19 protein-coding genes are annotated in these 23825 nt (G+C 45.2%); 12 read left to right on the plus strand and 7 right to left on the minus strand.

Annotation, left to right across the window (positions count from 1 at the left end; translation table 11 throughout):
* Window positions 1-16 precede the first annotated feature (16 nt).
* The 5 genes from L9Q40_RS13790 (at window position 17) to L9Q40_RS13810 (ending at window position 6384) form a co-directional block, all read left to right on the plus strand.
* A complete protein-coding gene (locus L9Q40_RS13790) occupies window positions 17-793 on the plus strand; it encodes an SDR family NAD(P)-dependent oxidoreductase (protein ID WP_498793626.1) in 777 nt (258 codons plus the stop codon).
* A 235-nt stretch (window positions 794-1028) separates the two neighbouring features.
* A complete protein-coding gene (locus L9Q40_RS13795) occupies window positions 1029-1724 on the plus strand; it encodes an ABC transporter ATP-binding protein (RefSeq protein ID WP_498793627.1) in 696 nt (231 codons plus the stop codon).
* The gene (locus L9Q40_RS13800; protein WP_498793629.1) at window positions 1721-4210 is read left to right on the plus strand and encodes an ABC transporter permease; all 2490 of its coding nucleotides are present in this window, start codon (window positions 1721-1723) and stop codon (window positions 4208-4210) included. Before L9Q40_RS13795 ends, L9Q40_RS13800 begins: the two co-directional genes overlap by 4 nt.
* Window positions 4210-5319, plus strand: a complete 1110-nt coding sequence (locus L9Q40_RS13805) for a lipocalin-like domain-containing protein (RefSeq protein WP_498793630.1) — start codon at window positions 4210-4212, stop codon at window positions 5317-5319. Before L9Q40_RS13800 ends, L9Q40_RS13805 begins: the two co-directional genes overlap by 1 nt.
* A gap of 165 nt (window positions 5320-5484) precedes the next feature.
* A complete protein-coding gene (locus L9Q40_RS13810) occupies window positions 5485-6384 on the plus strand; it encodes an AraC family transcriptional regulator (RefSeq protein WP_498793658.1) in 900 nt (299 codons plus the stop codon).
* Between the two features lie 55 nt (window positions 6385-6439).
* Here L9Q40_RS13810 and ohr read toward each other — a convergent pair whose 3' ends face one another.
* On the minus strand, window positions 6440-6862 hold the full coding sequence (gene ohr, locus L9Q40_RS13815) for an organic hydroperoxide reductase Ohr (RefSeq protein WP_014235091.1): 423 nt from the start codon (window positions 6860-6862) through the stop codon (window positions 6440-6442).
* 135 nt (window positions 6863-6997) lie between these two features.
* Between ohr and ohrR the strand changes: the two genes are divergently transcribed.
* From ohrR to L9Q40_RS13835, 4 genes are all read left to right on the plus strand, one after another.
* Window positions 6998-7456, plus strand: coding sequence for a transcriptional regulator OhrR (ohrR, locus tag L9Q40_RS13820; protein ID WP_498793632.1), 459 nt, complete (start codon window positions 6998-7000; stop codon window positions 7454-7456).
* A 279-nt stretch (window positions 7457-7735) separates the two neighbouring features.
* On the plus strand, window positions 7736-8293 hold the full coding sequence (gene ahpC / locus L9Q40_RS13825) for an alkyl hydroperoxide reductase subunit C (RefSeq protein ID WP_014235093.1): 558 nt from the start codon (window positions 7736-7738) through the stop codon (window positions 8291-8293).
* Window positions 8294-8452: 159 nt separating this feature from the next.
* The gene (ahpF, locus tag L9Q40_RS13830; RefSeq protein ID WP_065300601.1) at window positions 8453-10021 is read left to right on the plus strand and encodes an alkyl hydroperoxide reductase subunit F; all 1569 of its coding nucleotides are present in this window, start codon (window positions 8453-8455) and stop codon (window positions 10019-10021) included.
* 313 nt (window positions 10022-10334) lie between these two features.
* Window positions 10335-11906 (plus strand): arylsulfatase, encoded by a 1572-nt coding sequence (locus L9Q40_RS13835; RefSeq protein ID WP_498793634.1) that lies wholly within the window; start codon window positions 10335-10337, stop codon window positions 11904-11906.
* A gap of 162 nt (window positions 11907-12068) precedes the next feature.
* On the opposite strand, the gene L9Q40_RS13840 is transcribed toward L9Q40_RS13835, so the two are convergent.
* Window positions 12069-13070, minus strand: coding sequence for an arginine deiminase-related protein (locus L9Q40_RS13840; protein ID WP_014235096.1), 1002 nt, complete (start codon window positions 13068-13070; stop codon window positions 12069-12071).
* A 490-nt stretch (window positions 13071-13560) separates the two neighbouring features.
* Between L9Q40_RS13840 and L9Q40_RS13845 the strand changes: the two genes are divergently transcribed.
* From L9Q40_RS13845 to L9Q40_RS13855, 3 genes are all read left to right on the plus strand, one after another.
* The gene (locus L9Q40_RS13845) at window positions 13561-13764 is read left to right on the plus strand and encodes a hypothetical protein (protein ID WP_155760037.1); all 204 of its coding nucleotides are present in this window, start codon (window positions 13561-13563) and stop codon (window positions 13762-13764) included.
* 248 nt (window positions 13765-14012) lie between these two features.
* A complete protein-coding gene (locus L9Q40_RS13850; RefSeq protein ID WP_498791601.1) occupies window positions 14013-15251 on the plus strand; it encodes an ISL3 family transposase in 1239 nt (412 codons plus the stop codon).
* Between the two features lie 203 nt (window positions 15252-15454).
* A complete protein-coding gene (locus L9Q40_RS13855; RefSeq protein WP_065300603.1) occupies window positions 15455-16162 on the plus strand; it encodes a DUF445 domain-containing protein in 708 nt (235 codons plus the stop codon).
* Between the two features lie 70 nt (window positions 16163-16232).
* Here L9Q40_RS13855 and L9Q40_RS13860 read toward each other — a convergent pair whose 3' ends face one another.
* The 5 genes from L9Q40_RS13860 to putA form a co-directional block, all read right to left on the minus strand.
* Window positions 16233-16709, minus strand: a complete 477-nt coding sequence (locus L9Q40_RS13860; protein WP_006740877.1) for an Lrp/AsnC family transcriptional regulator — start codon at window positions 16707-16709, stop codon at window positions 16233-16235.
* 524 nt (window positions 16710-17233) lie between these two features.
* Window positions 17234-17482 (minus strand): hypothetical protein, encoded by a 249-nt coding sequence (locus L9Q40_RS13865; RefSeq protein WP_014235099.1) that lies wholly within the window; start codon window positions 17480-17482, stop codon window positions 17234-17236.
* Window positions 17483-18056: 574 nt separating this feature from the next.
* Window positions 18057-19550 (minus strand): sodium/proline symporter PutP, encoded by a 1494-nt coding sequence (putP, locus tag L9Q40_RS13870; protein WP_498793636.1) that lies wholly within the window; start codon window positions 19548-19550, stop codon window positions 18057-18059.
* Window positions 19551-19686: 136 nt separating this feature from the next.
* Window positions 19687-20394 (minus strand): 1-pyrroline-5-carboxylate dehydrogenase, encoded by a 708-nt coding sequence (locus L9Q40_RS13875; RefSeq protein ID WP_020335026.1) that lies wholly within the window; start codon window positions 20392-20394, stop codon window positions 19687-19689.
* 11 nt (window positions 20395-20405) lie between these two features.
* Window positions 20406-23552 (minus strand): bifunctional proline dehydrogenase/L-glutamate gamma-semialdehyde dehydrogenase PutA, encoded by a 3147-nt coding sequence (gene putA, locus L9Q40_RS13880; protein WP_020335027.1) that lies wholly within the window; start codon window positions 23550-23552, stop codon window positions 20406-20408.
* Window positions 23553-23825: the final 273 nt, after the last annotated feature.

The raw sequence follows: 23825 nt of genomic DNA on the forward strand, positions 1-23825 counted from the left end.
AAAAAGGACATTGGCTATGAATCTACCTACTGTGTTTATCACTGGCGCAACATCGGGCTTTGGCCAAGCGGCAGCAAGGTGTTTTGGTCACGAAGGCTACCAATTGGTGTTAACTGGCAGGCGTAAAGAACGTTTGAATGCGCTCGCGGATGAATTATCTCAAGACTGTGACATCCATATTGCGACAATGGATGTACGAGACGCTGAAGATGTGAAAGCGGTGATTGAACAATTACCAGAACAATTCAAGAACATCGAAATTTTGATTAACAACGCTGGCCTGGCATTAGGAGCAAGCCCCGCAAATGAAGCGTCACTCGATGATTGGCACACCATGATCGATACCAATGTCACAGGCCTGGTTAACGTCACGCACGCACTGTTGCCAATCCTGCTAGAGCAACCAAAAGCGACCATTATCAATTTAGCCAGTATTGCCTCCAACTGGTGTTATCCGGGCGCACACGTCTACGGTGCCAGCAAAGCATTTGTGGCTCAGTTTTCACGGAATTTGCGTTCAGATTTCGCGGGCACGGGGCTCCGTATCACCAGTTTAGAGCCGGGCTTGTCTGAAAGTGAGTTCAGTTTAGTGCGCTTTAATGGGGATCAGGACAAGTACAACCAAATATACGATGGCACTAACCCACTGCAGCCAGAGGACATCGCTGACATCATGCTGTGGATAGCAGAGCAGCCAAGCCACATCAACATTAACAGCTTAGAAGTGATGCCAACTAGCCAAGCTTGGGACAACTTCAAAATTGTGAAGGCCCCTACTTTTAAAGCCGGCTGAAGAATGAGGAAGAACGAAACGCTCTAAATAACAACCGCCTACTCAAGTAGGTGGTTGAGATCGTAAACCCAAACTACCATCTCCCCGAACCACTCATCCATTCCCTTCTATTTTGAGTACAAGTTGTCTGGAAGTCGACGTTAATCGCTATCGTTTTCAGTTTGTTGTCTAAAATCTTATAGATATACAACCGCCGAAAGAAACGGCTCAAGTTGTTGGATTACAGGGAGAGAAAATGGGAAATCCGCTTGTCACACTTAAAAGTGCCAGCAAAAGCTTTGTTGATGGCAACGAGAACCACCGTGTGCTGGAAGATGTCGACTTCGCTCTGGCAAACGGCGCAAGCGTGGCACTAACAGGGGCAAGTGGTAGCGGTAAAAGTACCCTACTCAATATCATTGCGGGCTTCGAACCTCTATCAAGTGGCGAACTATGGTTAGATGGAGAAAACACCACGGCTTGGAAAGACCCGCAATGGAGCCTTTTTCGACACCAAAAGCTTGGCGTCATCTTTCAACAATTCAACCTGTTAACGCCACTAAACGTTAAACAAAACATTGCCTTTCCACTAAATTTGAACCAGCTAAATTGGAACGAATGGTGTGACTATTTAGTGGAGACTCTGGCTATTAGTGATTTACTAAACAGGCATGTCTCTACCCTTTCTGGTGGTCAGCAACAACGTGTCGCCATAGCCAGAGCCTTAGCCCACAAACCCAAACTCTTACTCGCTGACGAACCTACTGGTAACCTTGACCAAAAAGCCGGTTTAGAGGTCATGAAGCTGCTGAGTGACATTACCACGCAAGGTAAAACCGCAGTGATATTGGTGACGCATAGCACTGAATGTGCCGAATTCATGCAAGCTCAACTGCGCTTGAAAAACGGTCACCTTGTCCGTGAGCTGGACAACCTCCGAGCCGCGCTATGAAAAAAACCAGGTTTGCGCACACCAAACTCGCACTTTACCTGTTTACCACTCATTATCGGCAAGCACCGCTGCAAGCCGCAGCAATTCTAGTTGGCATCGTACTCGCCGTTACGTTGTTTGTCGCCGTGCAAGCCATCAATCTCAATGCCAAGCGCAGCTACGCAGAATCTACAGAGCAGCTGAGCGCTCAAGCACAAAACCTGATTATCCCACCAACTGGTCAACGCTATTTGCCCGAATCGCTCTACTTTTCACTTAGGCAAAAGGGGTTAAGCGCCTCACTGCCGGTGATCGAAGGTCGGGTCAGGGATGAACAAGGTCGTCGGTGGTCAGTGCAGGGAAGCGACCTTATTGAGGCAATCACCTCTGGAACACGTTATTCCTCGGACTCTAGTAACGAACAAGATGTTTCCCTATTTGACAGCGCACTCCCCCTGACTCAGCTATTGGCTGGAGAACCGATTGTGATGATGAGTCAATCCCAACATCACAATCTAGGTGGCGCAGATTTCATGATTCTGGATGAGGTCAAAACGAAAGTCGTTGTTCTGCCGGATGGCTGGCAACTGGGAAGCCGGATGTTGATGGATATTGGCTTCGCTCAGCAGTTACTCAATAAACCCGGACAACTGAGCTATATCGCGGTTTTCAATACTGAAGGCAATAACCTCGAGAAATGGCAAAGCTTAGTCGGAAAACAAGGACAATGGGTCGCCAACACCCAAAGCACCGATCTTGGCTCACTAACGGACAGCTTCCATCTTAATCTTACAGCGATGAGTTTGTTGGCGTTTTTAGTCGGCCTGTTTATCGCCTATAACGGCGTGAAGTACAGTTTACTCAAACGTAATCGCCTGTTGGTACAAATTCAGCAGGCTGGCATCGCACCGATAAATGTGTTCTCTGCGCTATTAGTTGAATTGATGATTTTGGTGGCGTTCGGCGCGTCACTTGGCTTTGTCCTCGGTATGCAATTAAGTCATTGGTTACATCCAACGGTTGCCCTTACGCTTGAACAACTGTACGGCGCTACTTTGCTTCCCGGCACGTGGCAATGGCAATGGTGGGCACAGGCGCTATTGCTGACGTTAGTGGCGGCTTTGCTCGCTTGTTGGCAGCACTTTAAACAGCGAGTCCATCAGCCGCTTTCTTCACATAGTGGTCTTTATCAAGCACCAGAAACATCCAACCAGAATCAACTGTTCCTTGTCGGCTTGGTGCTCACCACGCTATCTCTGACAGGTTTATGGTTGAGTGACCATCATCGCCTGACCATGGCATGGCTTGGTGTGTTAGTGGTTTCAATTCCTTTATATCTACCGAAAACGCTCAGCGTATTAGCGTATTGGAGCGAGCAGCAAAACACACCTGGCTTAGTGCAGTATCTGTTTGCTGAACTGCGTGAGTTGGTTTCTCCACTTTCTCTTGCGATGATGGCGCTGCTTCTTGCCGTGACCGCCAATATCGGTATGAACAATTTGGTCGGAAGCTTTGAATCCACCTTAAAGCAATGGCTCGAACAAAGGCTACATGCGGATATTTACGTCAGTCCATCGCAGGGTGAAATGGCGAATGTTGAGCATGCTCTGGAACACTTCGACAACGTAGAAAAAGTCTATAAACAGTATTATGTCGATGCAAACTTGCAGGGCTTACCTATCCGGCTTGGCACCAAAGGTAAAGACACTTTAGAACAAACCATGGTATTTAAGTCTCGTGTTGATGAGTTCTGGCCGCACTTTTATCAAGGAGAGGTCGTTGCGATTAGTGAACCTACCGCAGTGAAACTTGGCTTATCGCTTGGTAGTGAATTGAAGCTCGATGCGTTGAAAGGCGAGACTCTGACTGTAGGAGCCATTTTTCACGACTACGGTGCACCCAATGGCGAAGTATTACTTGCCCCTCAATTGTGGCAAGAGCGCGGTTTTACAGACTTGCCGATTAGCCTTGGGATCAAAATCTCTGGCGACAAAAAATCCATGTATGACCAATTACAACAACAGTTGGCTCTGAGTCCGAGTCAGCTCTACGATCAGGCTCACGTCAAATCAGTCGCGTTAGATATCTTTTCACAAACCTTTGCCATCACACGCACACTAAATGGCGTGACTTTAATGGTGGCTGTGATCGGTTTGTTCAGCGCTTGCTTTATGTTACTCGATGCGCGCAAAGCCGCCATTGCAAGGTTGTATGCGCTTGGCGTGAGTCGTCGAAAATTGATGGCGATGGTGGTTGGGCAAATCGTCGCTTTGGTTAGCTTTACGTTGGTTGTCGCCATACCACTTGGCGCAATGGTCGGCTATATACTGACTGACGTAGTAACCTTACGCGCTTTCGGCTGGAGCTTGAACTACCTATGGAGCTGGAGTGATGCACTCAGTATCTCCGTCATTACCATTTTAGTCGCGGTGATGGCTACCCTGATCCCAATGTGGCGCTTGGTGAGCAAACCTGTGGTATCCAGCTTACAAAGTGAGGTACTGTGATGAGTAAAATCGTAAAGCATGTTGCGCTAGTACTTGGTTGTTTAGCTCTTATCGGCTGTGAAGAATCCAAGCGACAAAATGTAGGGATGCTATTAGGAGGAAGTGAAGTACCAGCCGAGGCCGAGTCGTTCACTCCAGTGATGAAAGGTGTTGAGATCACCTTCCCTGCAGATCATCAAGCGCACCTCGATTTTCGTCATGAATGGTGGTACTTAACGGCAACCTTAACCGATGAAAAGGGCAACCCTCTCGGTGTGCAATGGACACAATTTCGCTTCGCTGCGGTACCACAGAAAGACAAACCAGAAGAAACAAAGGCCGTTTGGCAAAGCCATCAAATTTACATGGCGCATAGCGCGATTACCACCAAAGACAAACATTACGCCGATGAAAAATGGTCACGGGATCACAGCGAGCTTGCCGGAGTGGACACCTCACCATTTCGTGTTTATCTGGATGATTGGCAGTGGATCTCATCCACCGATGAGTTGTTTCCCGCTGCGCTCAATACCAACTCCAAGCAATTTGGTTACTCACTCAAACTAACCAGCAATGCGCCCTATCAAAAGCAAGGCGAGCAAGGATACAGCACCAAAAGTGCCGATGGTCAGGCCGCTTCGCATTACTACAGTCAGCCGTTTATTGATGTAGAGGGAGAAGTCACCATCGATGGCGAAACTCATCAGGTCTCAGGTAAAGGTTGGATCGACAGAGAGTGGAGCTCACAGTACTTACACGAGTCACAGCAAGGTTGGGATTGGTTTGCGCTAAGGCTGGGTGAGGAAACAAGCCTGATGGTGTTCCAACTTCGCGATGCAAAAACCGGAAAAGCCAGTTACTCGCATGCTAAGTTGATGAACCAAGATGGCAGCGGAACCGCGATTCAACAAAACGAGCTCCGCTTAAAAGCTTCCCGAAAAACGACTATTCAAGGTCGTGACTATCCAACTGAGTGGCAGCTTTCGATCCCCAATCAGCAAATTGAAATCACGATTACTGCACTCAATCCTAAGGCACAAATGCCCCTGTCGGTAACCTATTGGGAGGGTCCGGTGACCATCGACGGGTCTCATTCAGGCACTGGCTATATGGAGCTGACAGGGTATTGAGCACTTTATTGTGTGCTTCGCTTACCAGTGTGAGGTTTAACCTATTGTTGAACAACAATATCTTTATTTAAAACAACCGACCGCGACGCATTTATCCAATAGCAGCCTTGAAAGCTTGCCTTGTTACGATACGCTTTGAGCAAATCAAACAAGGATGAACCAATAATACGCGTCGATTATCAAAAACGACTCGTTCCTGTTATTCGCTATCTGGAACAGCACTTTAACGAACCACTCAATCTACTCGAAGTTGCGGCGTTAGCGAACTTATCCCCCTATCACTTTCATCGTACTTTCAAAGCCGTGCAGGGCGAGACCTTAGCCGATTTCATCCGACGTTTAAGACTAGAAGCCGCAGCGGATGACCTGTTCAAATCCAAACAACCGGTGCTCAACATTGCTTTAGAGTACAGTTTTTCTAGCTCACAAAGCTTAGCCAAAGCGTTCAAACAACATTATGGGGTGACGCCAACGGCCTTTCGCGATTGTGAAAACTACCAACAGTTTTCTGAATTAGCGCGAAACAGCAAGATTGGACACACATTGCGCAAGAACGGAAACGAAGAAAATCCCAGCGATTCATATACTGGCTCTGAACTCACAACATGGAGCATTATTATGGAAACGCAACACTTTGACGCAACCAAACTGGCGTACATTCGCGTGAATGGTCCTTACGGCGAAGGCTATGAAGAGCCAGCAGGTCATCTATACCAATGGGCTGGCATGAAAGGTCTGGCGGGCAACACCTGCATCTTTATTTACCACGACAACCCAGAAATCACGCCGAACGAGAAATGTCGAACTGACATCTGTTTGATGGTGCCTGAAGACACCGAAGTTCCAAGTGGCATTGAGCTGCAAGACTTTCCTGGTGGTCAATACGCAGTCATGCGTCAACGCATCACGGAAAACGGCCAATACTCAAAAGCATGGGATGATTTGATGAGTAAAGTGATTAAGTCTGGCATTGAAAGCGATGATCGTCCTTGCTTCGAGCTTTACCATAGCTTTGACCCACAAACTCACCATGCAGACGTCAGTTTCTGTACTGCCATCAAATAGCCGAAAAGCCTGCGATTATGCAGGCTTTTTTATCTGATTAAGCAATCCAACTCAATTAAATCGCTTCGCCATTTACGGTGACTGCAACATCGATATTACCGCGCACCGCATTTGAGTATGGGCAAACCTGATGTGAAGTACGAGTCAGTTCAAGCGCTTGCTCTTGTGGTAAATCCAGCTCAACCGCCAGACTGACGGTAAGAGCAAAACCGCCGTTGCCGTTCTGACCAATGCCCACTTCTGCGGTTACTGGCGCATGTTTGAGATTCACTTTAGCTTCACGCGCTACGTGTAAAATCGCGTTAGAAAAACACGCCGAGTATCCAGCAGCAAACAGTTGCTCTGGGTTTGTTGCTGCACCTGTGCCTCCCATTTCTTTCGGGTATGCTAAGTCGAGAGACAATAGACCATCGTCAGTTTTCACTTGGCCATTACGACCGGCAAGAGCAGTTGCTTGAGTTTTGTATAACGTCGTCATACGAAAATCCTCTTCCAATTTAAGTTGTGTACAATTTAATTGCTTGCAATCTTATATCGAAACAAACTTCACTTGCAACTATATTGTGCACAATTTATTTTTATAACCTCCATAGTGAACAGATAGGCCAAGCCCATGAGTCAGTGCTACACAGAAAACCCATTGAACGACGATGAGAAAATTTTGCTGGAAAATCAAGTGTGTTTCCCGCTCTATAGTGCAGCTAACGCCGTCATTCGCGCTTATCGTCCTCTACTGGATGAGCTGGAACTTACCTACTCTCAGTATCTGGTCATGATGGTTCTTTGGGAAAAAGACGGGGCAAGTGTCAAAGAATTAGGCTCACGTCTTCACTTGGACTCAGGCACACTGACGCCTCTGTTGAAACGACTAGAAGCAAAAGGGTTCGTTACTAGGGGGAGAAGCGAAAGCGATGAGCGTGTGAGAGTTTTGAACCTGACCAGCGAAGGAAAACAGTTAAAAACACGCGCTAAATCCGTTCCTAATGCCATAGCCTGCAAAATAACATTAGAACTGGATGAACTGATTACTTTAAAGAATTTGTGCAACAAGCTGTTGGATACACTTGCGTAATTTACATTTATTTAACACTATAATAACAATAAATAAACCTAAAACTATTGGCTTGTGAAGCTTCTATCCAGGCGCAACATGGTCATCGCAGAGTGAAAAACAAAAACCTATTAATAGTCAGTACAAATTAGGCGTAATAGGTTTTTTCTATTTAGGAAAATAGGAATCAGCTATCAATAAGATAGTTAAAAGCAATTTTATTTAACCTAACTCAGATGCGAATATACTTTCCGACAGCAAGATTTGCTAATCCAAAATAACCGAAAGGAAAGTAAAGTAATGATCAATACTAAAATCAAACCATTTACAGCTACAGCGTTTAAAGAAGGCGAATTCGTACAAGTAACAGAACAAGATGTTCTAGGTAAGTGGGCGGTATTCTTCTTCTACCCAGCTGACTTTACGTTCGTTTGTCCGACCGAGCTAGGTGACTTAGCAGACCACTACGCAGAGCTACAAAGCCGTGGCGTTGAAGTTTACTCAGTATCAACTGACACTCACTTCACTCACAAAGCATGGCACGACAGCTCTGAGACTATCGGCAAAATCAACTACTACATGCTTGGCGACCAAACTGGCAACATCACAAACAACTTCGGCGTGATGCGTGAAGGTCAAGGTCTTGCAGACCGTGCAACGTTCCTAATCGACCCAGAAGGTACTATCCAGGCAATGGAAATCACTGCAGAAGGCATCGGCCGTGACGCAGAAGACCTACTACGCAAAGTTAAAGCGGCTCAGTACGTAGCTGCACACCCAGGCGAAGTTTGCCCAGCTAAATGGAAAGAAGGCGAAGAAACGCTAGCACCTTCTCTAGACCTAGTAGGCAAAATCTAATTCTAGATTAGCCAACGCTGGTTCAATCTAAGAATCAAAACCTAATTAAAGAGAGCAATCCGGGTTAGATACCTTGACGACCTTCTTCCCGGTTTGCTCTCTCCTCATGTTTTTATCCAGAGTAACCACTCTTCTGTTTATTAAAAGGTAATAACAACTATGTTAGACCAAGCGATCCAACAACAACTCAAACAATATCTGGCTAATGTAAAAGAAGACGTACGTCTAGTGGTTAGCCTAGATGAAAGCAAAGCGGCAAATGATATTTTGTCTCTCGCTAATCAAATCGCAGAAATGAGCGAGCATATTTCTGTTGTTCGTGACGACGCAGCCAGTGACCGTAAACCAGTAATGGCGGTAACCAACCCGACTAAAGGAACAGCACTTAGCTTTGCTGGCCTGCCTATGGGCCATGAATTTACGTCACTAGTCCTTGCTCTGCTTCACTCTGGCGGTCACCCAATCAAGCTAGAGCCAGAAGTGATTGAACAAATCGCTGCGCTAGATAAAGAACTGGATGTAGAAATCTTTATTTCTCTGTCTTGTCAGAACTGTCCTGATGTTGTTCAGGCGTTTAACATGATGGCAGCGATTAACCCGAAAGTGAAAGCAACCATGATCGACGGTGCTTTGTTCCAAGACGAAGTGAAACAGCGCGATATCATGGCAGTACCAAGTGTATTCGTTAACGGTGAGCTGTTCGGCCAAGGCCGCATGTCACTTACAGAAATTCTGAACAAAGTCGACGACAGCGCAAGCGAGAAAGCAGCAAAAGCGCTGGATGAAAAAGAACCTTACGACGTTCTTGTTGTAGGTGGCGGCCCAGGTGGTAGTGCAGCAGCGCTTTACGCAGCACGTAAAGGCATCCGCACTGGTGTTGTGGCTAAACGTTTTGGTGGTCAGGTTATGGACACAATGGCGATCGAAAACTTTGTCTCAGTCAAACGCACTGAAGGCCCTAAGCTGGCTGCCGATCTTGGCGAGCATTTGAAAGAGTACGACGTTGACGTTGTGACAGAACAACAAGCTAAAAAGCTAATGGGCGCAGCACATACTGAAGATGGTCTAATCCACATTCAGTTAGAAAGTGGCGCAACGCTTAAGAGTCAGAGTGTCATTCTGAGCCCAGGTGCTCGCTGGCGTGAAATGAATGTTCCTGGTGAGCAAGAGTACCGTAATAAAGGCGTTGCATACTGCCCACACTGTGATGGACCGCTATTCAAAGGTAAGAAAACTGCCGTTATCGGTGGCGGTAACTCAGGTATCGAAGCGGCAATCGACCTTGCAGGTATTGTGGAGCATGTAACGGTTCTTGAATTTGCTGATGTTTTACGTGCTGACCAAGTACTGATCAACAAAGCGAACTCGCTACCAAACGTCGACATCATTACCATGGCACAAACAACGGAAGTTGTGGGTGACGGCAAGCGCGTGACTGGCCTGAAATACAAAGACCGCAACACAGATGAAATCAAAGAACTTGAGCTATCGGGTATCTTCGTTCAAATCGGTCTTGTTCCTAACACAGAGTGGCTGAAAGATTCAGATGTGAACTTGTCTCCTCGCGGTGAAATTGAAGTAGGCAGTCACGGTGAAACCAGCCTAGAAGGTGTATTTGCTGCGGGTGACGCAACAACGGTTCCTTACAAACAGATCATCATTGCGATGGGTGAAGGTGCAAAAGCAAGCTTAGGCGCGTTTGACTACCTGATTCGTAAGCAAGGTTAATCTCCAGAACTTCTGGAACAATAAAAAGAAAAGAAGCCCAAAGACTTTGCCAGCAGACCTCTATCTGCTGGCTTTTTTATGCCTAAAGAAATAGTAAGTACTTACATCATAAGATAATCAGATTCTTCAAAATATCTAAAATCGTCATGCTGCCTTCGCGTTCCCTCTGTCTTAAAAACACGACTCGTTGAAAATATTTGCGACTCTAACGTGCCTCGCCTGCAAAAATCCCAAAAAGATATTCAAACTGAAACCGAATAAAATCCTTGCACTATACTGACTTAGACAGTCAGTAGCATATGGAAATTTATCTATGAAAATCAAAACAGTTGCAGCAATGATAGGGGCTGCATTACCTGTGACGGCTCTAGCGGCAGACAAGCCAAACATTGTGGTCATTTTTGGTGATGATATTGGTTGGCAAAACGTCAGTGCGTATGGCATGGGTACGATGGGATACAAAACACCGAACATCGACAGTATCGCCAACGAAGGCATCATGTTTACCGATCACTACGCCCAACCGAGTTCTACCGCGGGTCGAGCGGCATTTATTACCGGTCAATACCCAATTCGTTCGGGGATGACTACCGTACAGTTTCCCGGTGGTGAATTAGGCCTCAAAAAAGAGTCCCCTTCTTTAGCCGAAGTTTTAAAACAAGCGGGTTACGCGACAGGACAGTTTGGTAAGAACCACCTTGGTGACCATAATTTTGCCTTGCCAACCGTCCACGGCTTTGATGAGTTCTTTGGCAATTTGTATCACTTAAATACTCAAGAAGAACACGAACAAAGGGACTACCAAAATTTTGCTAAAGAATACTCTGGCTCGGTTGAAGAGTATGCGAAAAAATTTGGAACTCGTGGCGTCCTTCATTGCTATGCAACGGAGAAAGAAGACAAAACCGTTGAACCTAGATTCGGAGAGATCGGCAAACAAAAATGCACCGATACTGGCCCTCTGGGTAATGAACGGATGAAGAATTTTGACCGCGAGGAAATGCTCCCGGCGGCGATCAAGTTTATCGACAAGTCCATGGAAGACGAAAAGCCATTCTTTACTTGGATCAACACCAGTCGTATGCACTTGTATACACGCTTAGATGACAAGTGGCGCTACGCAGCTGAGAAGTACACCAGTGAATATGACTATTATGGCAGCGGCATGTTGCAACACGATGCCGACATTGGATATTTACTGGCCGAGTTAGACAAAAGGGGCTTAACCGAGAACACCATTATTATCTACTCAACAGATAACGGCCCTGAACATTCATCGTGGCCACACGGCGGTACAACACCATTCCGCGGTGAAAAAATGACCACCTATGAAGGTGGGGTAAGAGTACCGACAATGGTTAAATGGCCTGCAGCGATTCCTGCGGGACAAGTTTTGAACGGTATTCAAGGACATCAGGATCTCTTTACCACGTTAGCGTCGGCCGCTGGGGTCAAGGATGTTAACGAAAAAATGATCAAAGAGAAGAAACAGTACATCGACGGTGTTGATAACTTAGCGTATTGGAAAGGAGAATCTGATCACTCTGCTCGTAAATCCATTTTTTACTACTTCGAAGGTCAGCTGTCAGCTGTGCGTGTCGGGCCTTGGAAGTTCCACTTCGCCGTTGCAGAACATTACTACGACAACCTAGTCACACTTAACAAACCTAAAGTGTACAACTTACGCGCCGATCCATTCGAAAGCTATGATTCAATCGATGCAAACGGTCACTTAGCTCAGAAAATCTCATGGCTGCTTGCGCCTGTGAGTGAGATGGTACAAGAGCATGTGAAGAGCCTCGTTGAATACCCTCCAACGCAAGGTGGCTCGACGTTTGATATGACGAAAACGATCGAGGATGCGATGAGTTCAACGCAGCAATAACATTCTCTGAATATCAATGCAAAGGGCGAACTATTTTCTGTTCGCCCTTTTTTATTACCAAATTAACCTGTACACCAAAGAATATGTGGCAGATAGAAACAGTTTCGCCAACCCTTCAAAAGGATTGGCGAAACGTTTAGAGATAAATTAGTTAGTAAGTACTTACAGCATAGCTTGACGGCTTGGCAAAAAGACTTCACCCAGCATACAGCGAACAGAACCACCACCGATAGATTCGATTGTCGTCACATCAAACGGTAGTAATTTACCGTGCGTCGCTAACTGGTTTCTTTGTGCTGGTGAAAACGCATCGTATGCCGATTGAGACATCGCAATCACCTTGTCACCATTCACGGTTTCCAGTTGAAGGATGTTGCCGCAGAACTGATTCATCTGCTCAATCGAAATCGAGATCACTTGCTTGTCTTTCGCCAGTGATTTCAGCACAAAGCGACGCTCGAACTCAGGGATTACTTCGTCACAGATAACACAGAACTGTTCACCTACCGCCATCATTACATTGGTATGGTAAATCGGTGAGCCAGAAGGCAAGCGTGTTTGGAAAGAAATCACGCGATCGTAGCCAATACGATTTGCATAATCTTCCAGAACCAAGCGATCACAGCGCTGAGAAAGTGCCGCATAAACTGTCTTGTTAAAATGATCAAAAATCATCACACCAGTACTTTCCAGATACGCCTGATCGTTAACGTATTCGGTTAAGCTAGCTTGCTGTGACACCTCTCGTCCCGCTTTCGCTAACGCGGCGACAAGAGCGTCTGGACGAACTTCTTTCTGACGGTTTTCACACGCCATCGGGAACGTATATAAGGTCCCATCACACGTTGTACTGAACCAGTTATTCGGGAATACCGCATCTGGCGTCGCAACATCTGACAGAGGATAATCAAACTCCACCACCTGAACACCTTCCTGACGCAAGGTTGCTACCATCGCAGCAAATTCAGCCATGGTTTTTTGAGAAACTTCTTTCTGGCTGAGTGACACCTGATTCTGAAACTCGTTGTCTCTCGCAGTTTCTTCGTTAAAGCGAAATTCTTTAGGTGGCACCATCACTACGCAGTTTGCGGTATGGCGCAGAGCACTTTGTGTGCTTTCTTCGTTCCCATTTGCAAATTGGGGTACTGATTCGTGTAATAGCATCCGATACATTCCTTCTCACTAGAATGAGGAGATTGTAAATACATTGTTACGTAAGGTTTTACTGTTTTCACGATTATTTCATCCTCCCAAAAGGAAAATTTACTGCTAAACCCCATAAACTCAGAAAAAATAATTACCACCTTACAGGCTTAATTTTTTGTGTTACACGGGTTACAAATCGAAAAAATCAGTGTTACGAACTCAAATTATAGCCAATTACACAGAGTTAGCTTAAAGATATGCAAGATTCATTATCAAAATTGCTTTAAACATCAGAAATCACAAACAGACAGCGCAAAATAAAAAACCTTAAAATGTGAATATAAATTCAGCAAATAAAATGGCGAAACAAGATATTTTCAAAGAAAAGACCGATCACCACAAATTGAAGATATGGAGACAGGACTGATGACAAAAGAGCCAAAGGCAGCTGTGCTTTTCGCATTATCTAGAGTAAGGATAACCATAGAGAGCATATAGATTCTCGGATATGAAACAACATGACACGATAAAAGCCGTACTATTCTGCTACTATCTTGGCTCATTGCGTATCCACAGCGATGAACACCTTACAGAGTGTCTGACTGGATCATTTATCAAGCTACGTTTTGATAACCAGCTATACTCAACAGACGGCTGGTTCTACCCAAACCACGATAAGTGGTCGCAGGTGATTAAACTGATAATAAGGTAATTGGCTTATGTGTAAATGTGGTTCAATGCAGATCGTACAACTTAAACCGAGTTGGACTGACAAGCTATTTGGCTACTCAGAAAGATGGAAATGCCAACTTTGTTGTAAGATCTACCGCATCTAAAAATACAAAAATGACACTTAGATTTTCGGCTCTTCTCCGCTTTCATGAGTCAAACAACATCAATGAACCTATCATAATCACATGATTTATAATGCTTATTTTTATTATAAGTTTGTAGTGTATTTTGTCGTCTTTGTATTCCTCGTTGTTTTGCTTTAAAGGTCAGTGTGTCGAATCTTGTTCAATAGAAGAAGTGTCCCAATCAGTTTTCGTTCGTTGCCGTCGAGACCGAAGATATAAGGTCAAAGATCCAATCACAGGTGCAACCTGCACCGTAGACCACTATGTCAAAAGACGACTTCAGGATCTGCCTGTTAGCGGACGGCCATGCACGATAGAAGTTGAACTGGCTAAAACCAGAGATAAAGACGGAAGACGGCTAATTGAAGATACTGACTATGTCTCTAAAGGAGGTCGCTATACCGCTCGCTTTTGCAAGTTTATCAGTGGATTATGCCGCCACATGAGCATACATGCCGTGTCTCAGCATTTAGGTATTCGGTGGGAAACAGTCAAAAACATCGATAGAGAATACTTGCGTTCAAGCCTGCCAGCTTTAGAACCCGAGAAACTAAAGAACTTACTCCACATTGGCGTTGATGAAGTAGCTAGAGCTAAACGACACGATTATATGACCGTCGTTTACGACCTTGTTTCTGGTCATTTAATTTGGGTAGAACATGGACGAAAAGCAGAAGTCCTTATCTCATTTTTCGAGCAACTATCAGAGGAAACAAAGGCTGGAATTAAAGCGGTATCAATGGATATGGGGCAAGCTTACCAATCAGCGGTAAGAAAAATGTTACCTCATGCAGACATCGTTTTTGACCGATTCCATGTGATGCAAAACTACTGCATTTTAATCAGAAAAGAGAGAGCGAAAGCTTTTAGGATTGGCTCGCACGATGAGAAAAGGATGCTTAAAGGCACACTCTTCCTCCTACTGAAAAATGCACAGAAATTGGATGACAAGCAGTCTGACAGACTCGACGATTTACTTGAGAGTAACAAGACGTTGTGCGTGATTTATATGCTAAAAGAGCAGCTACAAGCGATATGGGATGAGCCTTGTTACGAGACCATGACAGCCGCTCTTGAAGCTTGGTGCCGTCTAGCAAAGTCAACTCGGATAATGTCACTAAGCAGCTTTGCAGACTCAATATTAGAAAGAAAAGTAGGTATCTGTAACTACGCAAAATACAAGCTGACCAACGCTCGGGTTGAGGCTGGCAATGTATCTATAGGGTTACTCAGACGAAGAGCCAGAGGAGTAAGAGATACAGATTATTTTAAGTTGAAGATCAGACAAACATCGGTTCCTGATACCCACTCAACTTTTTACCCAAATATCAAGCTCACCTAAGCGGAGAAGAACCGATTTTCTAAGAAAAAGCAGTGACCCGACAATGATTGTCGGGTTTTATTTTTCTATCTCTCTAATAAATCTTCAAATCATTTCCACATCCTAGAACCAAGTCCTCCCCGCTGAATCTAGCATCTCGAGGTTATTTAGGTATAAAATCACGCCACTTAATTCACTGCTAATTTCTTACATAACTGGTCACTATGAACAAAAGTTTGTTAACGAATGTCCTCGCAATCATATTGATGGGTGCTGGCCATCAACTTCAAAACAACTATCTTTGGTATGCAGGTTTATTTGCCTTTTCTGGAGCTATCACCAACTGGTTAGCCATCCATATGCTGTTTGAAAAAGTACCCGGGTTATACGGTTCTGGTGTTATTCCGGCACGATTTGAAGAATTCAAACTCGCCATCAAGAACCTGATGATGGAGCAGTTCTTTACTGAAGCTAATATTGACCGATTCTTGAATAAAGAGATGGCGGGCGGTGCGAGCATCAACCTTCAACCTGTGATTAATAAGGTGGATTTCAATCCTGCTTTTGATTCTTTGGTGGAGGTGATCGAAGGCTCTCAGTTTGGTGGAATGCTGGCGATGTTTGGCGGTTCAGAAGCGCTTCAGCCAATGAAACAACCCTTTGTAGAGAAGATGCAAGAATCCTTAGTTGAGCTAAGCCAAAGCGACTCAGTAAAAGAGGCGCTGAAAGAACAGTTTGAATCACCTGCTATGATGGATGAGATCAAACAAAACATCGAAAGCATTATCGATCAGCGCCTCAGCGAACTGACACCAGCCTTAGTGAAAGAGATGGTGCAGAAAATGATTAAAGAGCACTTGGGCTGGCTTGTCGTTTGGGGTGGTGTTTTTGGCGGCGTAATTGGTGTGATTACAACCTTCATCAGCTTCTGATCAGCTAATATTCTGAGCACAATTGACAAAGGAGCCAAATGGCTCCTTTTTTGATTGCATCAGATTAAGCTTAACCCAACAGCTCAGGGTTCACACCAAATCCGGTTTTATGTTCTTCTATGACCACTTCACTGCGTGTCTGAATTACTCCCGGCAGGGTACCAAGTTTGCTCGACATAAATTCCTGATACGCTTTCATGCTTTTGACGCGAACTTTAATCATGGTATCGAAATCCCCGGAGAGCGAATAACACTCCTCGATTTCAGGCATCAACTCAACCGCCTTGGCAAATTTCTCAAATATCGAGAAGCTGGTTTGATCTAAACGAATGTGAATGAACACTTGCACGTCCAGACCCAATTTTTCTGCATTCAGCTCCGCATGATAGCCATTGATATAGCCTTCTTTTTCTAGTCTTTTAACCCGATCAGAACAAGGCGACGTCGTTAGATTTATCTGCTTTGCTAGTTCAACAACTGGAATTCGGCCTCGTGAATGAAGCACTCTCAAAATATGCAGGTCAATCCTGTCCAATTGATAACTCATCAACCACACCCTAGTCATATCATATGGAGGCTCACCATAATCGTTAGTAAGGCATTTGCAAACTGGCAAATGACTAACGTGTGAAACCAGCTTTGTTTTTGTATTGGATACGCATAAAAAGCAGACGCCAATGCCCACCAGCTCACCGTCATTGATACCAATCACGGTGAATCTCTCATTTTAGCTCAGGTTAACTAAAAAGTAGCGTAGGGGAAAAAGCCGAAGAAAAAGCCTGAAGATGGATGAGAGACATTGTGTTCATGCTTGGGAGAGCAACACGGATTGCGCACGATTTGTCGATGCATAAAACAAAGGAACATGACTTTGAAACACACGTATTGAGCCAGATTCAAAGAAACAACAGAGAGATAGAGGCTGCAACTTATTTAAACCGTTTGAGCGAGCCAAGAGCTCTACATCACCGTTTAACAAAGTCACAAAACTCTAGCACCTAAATGTACTCGCTATTACTGTTCGACTCGCATTTAGGGTCAGCGCACTTTAACGAAAAACCATCGACTCAACTACATGATTGCAGACGTTTGTCTTGTCGGATGTGACACCACTTCGCCAATCGCGCGGTGATTACAACGACGACAAAAATACTGAGGTTCCATCTCATAATAATGTTCACCCGAAACGAACTTCGCCATCAACTGTGTAAAGCTCAGAACTTTGCCAGTCAAGGTTTCAACTGGCTGCGACTCACAACGTCTCATGATGACCTTATGTTGAGTCGACTTTCTACAAGCTGAGCAATAAATATCCGGCATTTCTTTTTCTCCCAATTTTTTCTGTGCTACTGATAATTGACATATTTTGTTCAAAATAATTCCACATTAAAAAATACCCTTTTGAGTTTTGTGTCCTACCTCCAAAAAACAGGGTAATGTATTTATAAAATTGAGACATTGCTCAGATGTCAATTTTTGTTGTTATTTTGTGAAATTTAATGCCAATTACTGTCAGAACTTGATGAAACACACATAACCAATTGTTGAATATCACTATTTTTAAAACCATTCCTAAAGCTAACTGTTAGAAATCCCCCAATTAACGCTACTTTAAGTGGAAAATTCACGCGGTTAACTACATATTTAGTACTAACTTTCACTTTTTATTCAATGATATAGAGCCTTTATGCTGCGTCCTAAATTACTATCAAGATGTCAGCGAATGCCCTAGAAAAGGAAAAATACGGTTGCCGTTTGAGGAGGAGTTCTCAAAGCATAAAAGGAAGGAAGAGTAAAAGTACGGTGAGAATGTCTGGGTGTACATTTGCAAAATTCAGGCAAAAATAAAGCCCGCTTTGAAGCGAGCTTTATTGGTTTTATCTGTGACTAGAAATTAGTCCAAATCAATCAATTTCTGTTTGTATGACTTGTGTTGCTCCAATACGTCGTGCGCAGCACCACCAGTCATTTTACTTACTACAACGATAGCCAGTGTAGAGAAGATGATTCCCGGTACGATTTCGTAAACATCGAACCAACCGCCTGATAGCTGTTTCCATAGAACGATAGTCACACCACCAACCAGAATACCTGCAAGCGCGCCGTTACGGTTCATACCACTCCAGTAAAGGCTAAGTACTACTGCTGGGCCAAATGCGGCACCAAAGCCTGCCCAAGCGTAAGATACAAGTCCTAGTACTGAGCTGTCTGGTGTCATTGCCAAGAATAGAGCAAGCAAAGAAATCACGATCACGCCTACACGGCCAACCATTACGATTTCTTCTGAAGATGCGCCTGGTTTAAATACTTGCTTGTAGAAATCTTCTGCTAGTGCTGAAGAAGAAACAAGAAGCTGAGAGTCTGCTGTACTCATTACCGCTGCAAGAATCGCTGCAAGCAGGATACCTGCGATAACTGGGTGGAATACCGTGTTAACCAGTAGCATGAAGATTTTCTCTCCATCTTCTAGTTGAACACCAGAGTGATCGCCAACCCATACAAGGCCAACAAGACCTACAAGCATTGCACCCGCCATTGAAAGCGCTGTCCAACCAACTGCGATACGGCGTGCAGTCGTCAAATCTTTGTTTGAACGAGTCGCTTTAAAACGCGCCAGGATGTGAGGCTGACCGAAGTAACCCAGACCCCAAGCTGCCAGAGAGATGATCGCGATAGCCGATAGTGGCTCACCTTTCACATCACGCCAAAGCGTCAGTAGTTCAGGGTTGATGTTATGCATATCTGATGAAAGCTGGCCTAATCCACCGTCCATCACTGCAACAGGCACGATCATCAGTGCTGCAGCCATTAGCAGGCCTTGCACCAAGTCTGTCCAAGATACCGCCAGGAAGCCACCGAATAGTGTGTAAGAAACCACACACACCGTGCCAATAATAACCGCATAGGTGTAATCTAGACCAAATACTGTTTCAAACAGTTTGCCCCCTGCTACCAAGCCAGAGCTGGTGTAGAAAAGGAAAAATAGAAGAATGAAAAACGCAGAGATTGTCTGGATCAGTTTTGATTTGTCGTTGAAACGACGTGACAGGAACTCTGGCAATGTCAGCGCGTCAGTCTGGATACTGTAAGTACGTAGACGTTTTGCACTGATTAACCAGTTCGCCCATGTACCAACCAGCAGACCACCTGCTAGCCAAAATGCCTCGATACCCGCAGCATAAGCGTAACCTGGTAGACCAAGTAGCAGCCAGCCACTCATGTCTGAAGCACCTGCAGATAACGCAGCAGGCCACGGACCTAGGCTACGGCCACCTAGGAAGTAATCAGATGAGTTGGCAGTCCTCTTATACGCAATAACGCCAATGGCAACCATGATTAATAAATACGCCACAAAAGTGGACGTGATAGCAATGCTATTTTCTATCATTAGATAGTCCTCGTTATAATTATTTCCTTCCTTGTCTTCTTTGATATTTTGCCATCTCAGCAATACAGCAAAGCAAGAGACACCAACCTGAAACGGTTCTCAGGGGAGCTATTCCAAATTGGTGTCACAAGTCAGGTTAGTGAGTTTCGTTCCCCAGCTCGAGTAGAGTTGCGTTACCACCCACCGCGGTAATATTTATCGTTCGAGTACGCTCAGTAATAAAGCGTAACGACAGATGAGGATCATGAGCCAATTTCGGTGACTCTAAATCCGTTTCAGAAACTAAGCCGACGATGGCACCATCGCGCTTAGCCAGTTGAAGATTGAGCGCGTGCTCAACCTTAGAATGCCCAACATAACCCACACTACGTACATCACTCTCTAGCAACGGTGCTGAGGCGTCGTACGCAACTACCTGGACTAAGTTAGATGGGAGGTTCGTCGACGATACCGCTTTTGTCACCAGTTGGTTTAGCTCGATATTGTCGCTGCAAATCACAACACTGTTACCAGCAATTAAGGCACAGGTGATCATTGCAAATGCACTGTATAACGCGTTAGTCGTATTTTCGGTGTTGTTTTCACAAATCACCAAAGCTACGCCACGACCTGCAGCATACAGCTCGTTAGTTTCACCAGTAGGCCCTACTAACTGATGAGTTTCTGCAAGAAGTGCTGACGCCTGTTGCAAATGGTATGAAACCACTTTTGCTACTGTGGCATTGTGCCCTTCTAGTGCAGATTTAAATGCCAGCGCGTGCTCGCATTTGTAATCAAAATCGGTCAGATTCCACTGTTCCCACGCAGAAAATGCATCTTTAAAATATGTGATCTGATGAACCATAATGCGACTCCTTATGCGTTCTCTGCTTGAGCAACTATTTGTTGAGCAAGAACAGGTTGAGTAAAGCGGTACAAGTAGTGAGGACCACCAGCTTTAGGGCCAGTACCAGACAAGCCTTGACCACCAAAAGGTTGAACACCTACTACGGCACCAACTTGATCTCGGTTGATGTAGCAGTTACCAACACGAGCGTGTTTTTCAATCCAACGGTAAGTGGTTTCGTTACGACTATGGATACCCATGGTCAGACCAAAACCCGTTTGGTTGATTTGCTCAACAACGTTTGGTAATTCAGACGCTTTAAAGCGAACAATGTGTAGAATTGGGCCAAATTGCTCTTCTTTCAGCACATCAATGCCTGAGATTTCAAACGCACTTGGTGATACAAAATCACCGTACTGACACGCTTCGTTAAGGTTCAACTCAGCCACTTTCTTCTGAGTTTTGCTCATTTGCTCAATGTGAGCCTGAAGTTTCTGCTTCGCATTTTGGTCGATAACCGGACCAACATCGGTTTCATGCAGATACGGTAAGCCAACTTTTAGCTCATTCATCGCACCTTGGATAAGCGTGATGATTCGATCCGCAACGTCTTCCTGCACAAACAGTACACGTAGTGCAGAACAACGTTGACCAGCTGATGCAAACGCAGAACGAATAACATCACGTACAACCTGTTCTGGCAGCGCCGTACTGTCGACGATCATCGCGTTCTGACCGCCTGTTTCTGCGATAAACGGAACAGGTTTCGCTGTGCGCTCTGCCAATGTCACGTTGATACGCTGTGCAGTTGCTGTCGAACCGGTAAATGCCACACCAGCAATCGCATCGTGAGAAGTCAGTGCATGACCGATTTCACCACCGCGACCAGGAAGCAACTGAATAACACCTGCTGGGAAGCCTGCTTCCAGCATCAGTTCAATTGCACGCGCTGCAATCAAGCTGGTTTGTTCAGCCGGTTTCGCTACCACTGTGTTACCAGCAACAAGTGCTGCTGTGACCTGACCAAGGAAAATCGCCAGAGGGAAGTTCCATGGGCTGATACAAACAAACACACCCAAACCTTCACGGCTCGAAATACGTTTAACGCCGTCAAAGCCTTCTAGCTCGAATGGTTTTAGATTTTGAGCTTGCTTCGCGTAGTAACGACAGAAATCCACCGCTTCGCGAACTTCGTCGATGCTATCGTGAATCGTCTTACCTGCTTCCTTGTGACAAATCGCCACCAACTCAGCAAGATTCTCTTCCATCAAATCAGCAAGTGAGTCTAAGCACTGAGCTTTCTGCTCAATCGCCGTATCTTTCCACGCAGGGAAAGCACTTTGAGCCGCTTGAATTGCAGAGGACACATGATCAAGCGTAGCAAAAGCGACTTTACCTGCTTCGATACGACGATCGTATGGCGCAGTAACGATCTCTGCAGCGTTATCCTTGATCATGCTTTCAGCGAAAGACTCACCATTGATCACAGGACCAGCTGTCCATGTGTTGTTCAGGAAGCTTTCAACTTGGGTCTCAAATGGTTTAGCTTCACTTTCGATATCCACGTTTACGCCATAAGAGTTCTTGCGCTCTGGGAAAATACCCGATGGCAATGGAATCTTGTCGTTGTTCAACGTATCAAAACCAGTCAGCACATCCACAGGGTGATGCGTTAACTCGTAGATAGGGCAACGAGCGTCGACCAAACGGTGTACAAACGAGCTGTTTGCACCATTTTCTAACAGACGGCGAACCAGATAAGGAAGCAGGTCAGCATGGCTACCAACTGGCGCGTAGATACGCACTGGCTGGCCGTATTTAGCCATCACATGGTTGTAAAGTGAGTCACCCATGCCGTGCAGGCGCTGGAACTCATAATCTTTGTGCTGCGCCATGACTGCAATTGCCGTCACAGTGTGCGCGTTGTGACTCGCAAACTGCGGGAAGATATTGCCACGTACGCCGTCACTCAATAGGAATCGAGCACAAGCTAGGTAGGCAACGTCTGTCGCTTCTTTACGAGTGTAAACTGGGTAATTATCGTAGCCAGCTTGCTGTGACCATTTAATTTCGCTGTCCCAGTAAGCGCCTTTAACCAAACGTAGTGGGATAAGATCGCCCTGCTCTTTCGCTAGCGCATTTATCCATACCAATACAGGAAGAGCACGCTTCGAGTACGCCTGAATTACCAGACCAAACTTGCCCCAGCCTTTCACTAGGTCGCTGCGGTAGACTTTCTCAAATAGTTTTAAAGAAAGCTCAAGACGATCGGCTTCTTCTGCATCAATCGTAATCGCTACATCCACTTCAATCGCACGTTTTAGCAATTGCATTAACGAGTCGTACAACTCGGTCATGACACGCTCTTCATTTGCAACTTCATAGCGTGGGTGCAATGCAGAAAGCTTAATAGAAATAGAAGGTGCTGGGCTGGTATCGCTGCCGTAAGTCTCTCGACCAACCGCTTCGATAGCCATTAGGTAATCTTTGAAGTATTTATTCGCGTCAGCTGTAGTCAGCGCCGCTTCACCCAACATATCAAATGAGTAAGTGAAACCTTTGTCGCGCATCGGGCGACCATTTTTTTGCGCTTCTTCAATTGTGCGGCCACGAACAAACTGATGACCCATGATCTTCATCGCCTGATACATGGCTTTACGAATCACAGGTTCAGAGAATTTGTTCACCAGACGGTTTACAGCCTGACTTGGGCTCTGGCTGCCTTTTTCACCAAGACCAACCACTTTACCCGTCAGCATAAGACCCCATGTTGACGCGTTAACGAAAACAGAGTCTGAATTTTTCAGGTGAGATTTCCAGTCCGCAACACTTAGCTTGTCTTTGATCAACGCATCAGCAGTCGCAGAATCAGGGATACGCATTAATGCTTCTGCAAGACACATCAACAAGATACCTTCTTGTGTATCTAAGCTGTATTCCAGCAGCAGGGCATCAATCATCTGGATTGACTTCTTATCGGCACGAATCGCTTCGATAAGTTGGGTCGTTTGGATAGTGATCGCCGATTTTTCTTCCTCTGTCGGCGTCGCTAGCGGCAATAATTGCTCTAGCCATTGAGACTCGTCCACCATATACAATGGCGAGATCAGTGACCACAACTTATCAAGCGGCTGCTCGATAAACTCCGGTGTCAACACGTTTGTAGCTGTAAACATGTGTGTTCCTCAATCTCACTCCTCGAAAACCGCTTCGAGGATCATCAATGGCTGGCAGTGTATTTTGAGGCCGACAAGAATACTTGTCAAAAACTACGGTATTTTTGCTAAAAACTCGCTTTTATAACAAAACATCCACACAATCACGCTCAAATAGGTAATATTTTGTATCGGAAATTTTAATTTTTCTGGCTTATTAACAACAAAAAACCAACGATATCAATAATATTGTTCGTAAGCCCGCGGTCCTAGCGGAATAACTCAGGACAGAAT

This window comes from Allocatenococcus thiocycli (genome assembly GCF_921292965.1).
Classification (GTDB): domain Bacteria; phylum Pseudomonadota; class Gammaproteobacteria; order Enterobacterales; family Vibrionaceae; genus Vibrio; species Vibrio natriegens.

Excerpts from the sequence above, each read along its gene's own strand:
- L9Q40_RS13790 (WP_498793626.1), top strand. The coding sequence starts at position 17 with ATGAATCTACCTACTGTGTTTATCACTGGCGCAACATCGGGCTTTGGC.
- L9Q40_RS13795 (WP_498793627.1), top strand. The coding sequence starts at position 1,029 with ATGGGAAATCCGCTTGTCACACTTAAAAGTGCCAGCAAAAGCTTTGTT.
- L9Q40_RS13800 (WP_498793629.1), top strand. The coding sequence starts at position 1,721 with ATGAAAAAAACCAGGTTTGCGCACACCAAACTCGCACTTTACCTGTTT.
- L9Q40_RS13805 (WP_498793630.1), top strand. The coding sequence starts at position 4,210 with ATGAGTAAAATCGTAAAGCATGTTGCGCTAGTACTTGGTTGTTTAGCT.
- ohr (WP_014235091.1), bottom strand. The coding sequence starts at position 6,862 with ATGACGACGTTATACAAAACTCAAGCAACTGCTCTTGCCGGTCGTAAT.
- ohrR (WP_498793632.1), top strand. The coding sequence starts at position 6,998 with ATGAGTCAGTGCTACACAGAAAACCCATTGAACGACGATGAGAAAATT.
- ahpC (WP_014235093.1), top strand. The coding sequence starts at position 7,736 with ATGATCAATACTAAAATCAAACCATTTACAGCTACAGCGTTTAAAGAA.
- ahpF (WP_065300601.1), top strand. The coding sequence starts at position 8,453 with ATGTTAGACCAAGCGATCCAACAACAACTCAAACAATATCTGGCTAAT.
- L9Q40_RS13835 (WP_498793634.1), top strand. The coding sequence starts at position 10,335 with ATGAAAATCAAAACAGTTGCAGCAATGATAGGGGCTGCATTACCTGTG.
- L9Q40_RS13840 (WP_014235096.1), bottom strand. The coding sequence starts at position 13,070 with ATGCTATTACACGAATCAGTACCCCAATTTGCAAATGGGAACGAAGAA.
- L9Q40_RS13845 (WP_155760037.1), top strand. The coding sequence starts at position 13,561 with ATGAAACAACATGACACGATAAAAGCCGTACTATTCTGCTACTATCTT.
- L9Q40_RS13855 (WP_065300603.1), top strand. The coding sequence starts at position 15,455 with ATGAACAAAAGTTTGTTAACGAATGTCCTCGCAATCATATTGATGGGT.
- L9Q40_RS13860 (WP_006740877.1), bottom strand. The coding sequence starts at position 16,709 with ATGAGTTATCAATTGGACAGGATTGACCTGCATATTTTGAGAGTGCTT.
- L9Q40_RS13865 (WP_014235099.1), bottom strand. The coding sequence starts at position 17,482 with ATGCCGGATATTTATTGCTCAGCTTGTAGAAAGTCGACTCAACATAAG.
- putP (WP_498793636.1), bottom strand. The coding sequence starts at position 19,550 with ATGATAGAAAATAGCATTGCTATCACGTCCACTTTTGTGGCGTATTTA.
- L9Q40_RS13875 (WP_020335026.1), bottom strand. The coding sequence starts at position 20,394 with ATGGTTCATCAGATCACATATTTTAAAGATGCATTTTCTGCGTGGGAA.
- putA (WP_020335027.1), bottom strand. The coding sequence starts at position 23,552 with ATGTTTACAGCTACAAACGTGTTGACACCGGAGTTTATCGAGCAGCCG.